Here is a 216-nt window from a genome sequence, read left to right as displayed (position 1 = left end):
CTCCCACAGTTTGATCGCATACCAGCCTGGGAACGCGATCGAATGTGGGAGCGGGCTTGCTCGCGAAGGCGATTTCAGCGACTCAGATACATCCGCGTTGTGAGCAGGTAAACCGGCAACCCTGACACCAGGATCAATAACGCCGCATAAGGCGCTGCCGCCGCAAACTCGACATTCGCCGTATGCGCCCACACCTCGGTAGCCAGCGTATTGAGC

Annotated in this window: 1 protein-coding gene; it reads right to left on the bottom strand. The window is 58.8% G+C overall.

Features of this window, described 5'->3' with window-relative positions:
• Window positions 1-74 precede the first annotated feature (74 nt).
• On the bottom strand, window positions 75-216 hold a 142-nt coding region (locus U862_RS31305), incomplete at its 5' end, for a hypothetical protein (protein ID WP_177327385.1).

It is taken from the genome of Pseudomonas sp. H1h (assembly GCF_000633255.1).
Classification (GTDB): domain Bacteria; phylum Pseudomonadota; class Gammaproteobacteria; order Pseudomonadales; family Pseudomonadaceae; genus Aquipseudomonas.
Note: the sequence above shows the minus strand (reverse complement) of the source record. Positions and strands in the feature narration are given on the sequence as shown.